This is a genomic window from Rhodoferax sp. GW821-FHT10B06, from assembly GCF_059415605.1.
Window position 1 is genome coordinate 1 of the sequence record NZ_JBWKNO010000036.1, and the last position, 2,294, is coordinate 2,294.

General features: G+C 61.4%; 3 protein-coding genes. All 3 read left to right on the forward strand.

Annotated elements, in window-relative coordinates:
- On the forward strand, window positions 1–716 hold a 716-nt coding region (locus AC07O2_RS25910), incomplete at its 5' end, for an ABC transporter substrate-binding protein (protein WP_495234987.1).
- Window positions 717–892: 176 nt separating this feature from the next.
- A complete protein-coding gene (locus AC07O2_RS25915; protein ID WP_495234988.1) occupies window positions 893–1,609 on the forward strand; it encodes an ABC transporter permease in 717 nt (238 codons plus the stop codon).
- Window positions 1,610–1,619: 10 nt separating this feature from the next.
- On the forward strand, window positions 1,620–2,294 hold a 675-nt coding region (locus AC07O2_RS25920), incomplete at its 3' end, for an ABC transporter permease (protein WP_495234989.1).

Below are 2,294 nucleotides of genomic sequence, written 5' to 3' on the forward strand. Positions count from 1 at the left end.
CACAAGGTAAAGACCTCAAAGTCGCCATCGACCCCACCTACGAGCCCTTCACCTTCAAGACCGCCGACGGCAAGCCCACCGGCTTCGACGTGGACATCGCCAACGCCCTGTGCGAGAAGATCAAACGCAAATGCGTGTTTGTCGAACAGGTCTGGGACAGCATGATCCCCGGCCTGCAAGCCAAGAAGTACGACGCCATCATCAGCTCCATGTCCATCACCGAAGACCGCCTCAAAGTGGTGGACTTCACCGACAAGTACTACAACACCCCCAGCAAGATCGTCGTCAAGAACGACATCAAGTTCACCGACCTGGCCTCCCTCAAGGGCAAGAAGATCGGCGTCTTGAAGGGCAGCACCCAAGAGAAGTACGCCAACGGCGAACTCAAGAAGCTCGGCGTGGTCGTCACCCCCTATGAAGCCCAGGACCAGGTCTACCTGGACATCAAGGCCGGCCGCCTGGACGGCACCGTGGCCGACATCATCGAAGTCACCGGTGGCTTCCTGAGCAAGCCCGAAGGCAAGGACTATGTGGCCGTCGGTCCCGAGCTGTACACCCCCAAGTACTTTGGTGGCGGTGTCGGCGTGGCCCTGCGCAAGGGTGACAAGGCGCTGAAGGAAGAACTCAACGCCGCCATCAAGGCCATCCGCACCGACGGCACCTACAAGACCCTGAACGACAAGTACTTCAAGATCGACGTGTACGGCAAGAACTAGGCTCACCCCCAGGCTGCAGCGCTTCGCGTCTTTCGCCAACCCCCTTGCAGGGGGCGAACCCTACAGCCCGGCGGAGCCGGTTCTGTGGGTTCCTGGTGGGAAGACAGGGGTGTCTCTAGCCCCCGGTGGTTGTCGTTCTCTATCTCATGGCCGTGGTAAGCGATAAGCACCACGGCTTGTTTTTTTATTCTGCAGGTAGATTTGTTTTGTCTGATTACTACTGGTCCATCCTCCATGGCGCGCTGCTCACGGTCGGCGTGTCCCTGGCCGCGCTGACGGTCTCGGTGCTGCTGGGCCTGCTGGGTGCCGCGGCCAAGCTCTCCGGGCGGCCGGTGCTGGTCGTGCCGGCCACGCTGTACACCACCATCATCCGTGGCATCCCGGACCTGGTGCTGATGCTCTTGGTGTTCTACGGCGGCACGATTGGCGTAAATGCCCTGCTGGAGATGGCCGGCAGCGAGGCTACGCTGGACCTAGAGCCGTTCACCGCCGGGGTGCTGACCCTGGGCTTCATCTACGGCGCGTACATGACCGAGACCTTTCGCGGCGCCATCATGGCGATTCCGCGCGGGCAGTTCGAGGCGGCGGCCGCCTTTGGCATGGGGCCTCGGCAGGCCTTCTTGCGCATCACGGCGCCGCAGATGGTGCGCTATGCCCTGCCGGGCTTTACGAATAACTGGCTGGTGCTGATCAAGGCCACGGCCCTGGTGAGTCTGATCGGTCTGCAGGAGATGACCTATCTGGCCAAGCAGGCCAGTGCGGCAACCCGCTCGCCGTTTGTCTATTTGCTGTTTGCCGGGGCTTTGTTCCTGGTCTACACCTGGGTGTCGCTGGAGGTGCTGCGCAAGCTGAATGCCCGCTACAGCCTGGGCACCAAGCGTATCACGCTGTGAGGATGACGTTATGAACTGGGAAGTCATCTTTCGCGAAGAGAGCCTGGCCATGTTTGGCGAGGGGATTCTGAATACGCTGTGGCTGCTGGCGGCCTCGGTGGCCATCGGGGCGGTGCTGGCGGTGGCCTTTGCTTTGGCCTTGACCAGCAACAGCGTGCTGCTGAAACGGTTGGTGGGGGCCTATACCTTTGTGATCCGGGGCACACCGCTGCTGATCCAGGTGTATTTGATTTACTACGGTCTGGCGCAGCTGGACTGGATCCAGGCGCGCTGGGACACGGTGTGGCCGCTGGTGTATTTCAAGAACGCGTTCTTTTGCGCCTTGCTGGCGTTTGCGCTGAATACCGGGGGCTATACGGCCGAGATGCTGGCAGGCGCGATCCGCGAAACGAATGCGGGCGAGATCGAAGCAGCGCAAGCTTTTGGCATGAGCCACTTCAAGATCATGACCCGGGTGGTGCTGCCCAGTGCCATGCGGCGCACGCTGCCGGCCTATAGCAACGAGGTGGTGATGATGCTGCAGAGCACCAGCCTGGCCAGTGCGGTGCCGGGGCTGCTGGATGTGACGGCGGCGGCCAGCCGCATCTATTCCGACTTTTACCTGCCGTTCGAGGCCTATCTGTTTGCTGCGGCGCTGTACCTGGTCGGTACCTTTGCGCTGATTGCGGCTTTCCGCGCGGCTGAA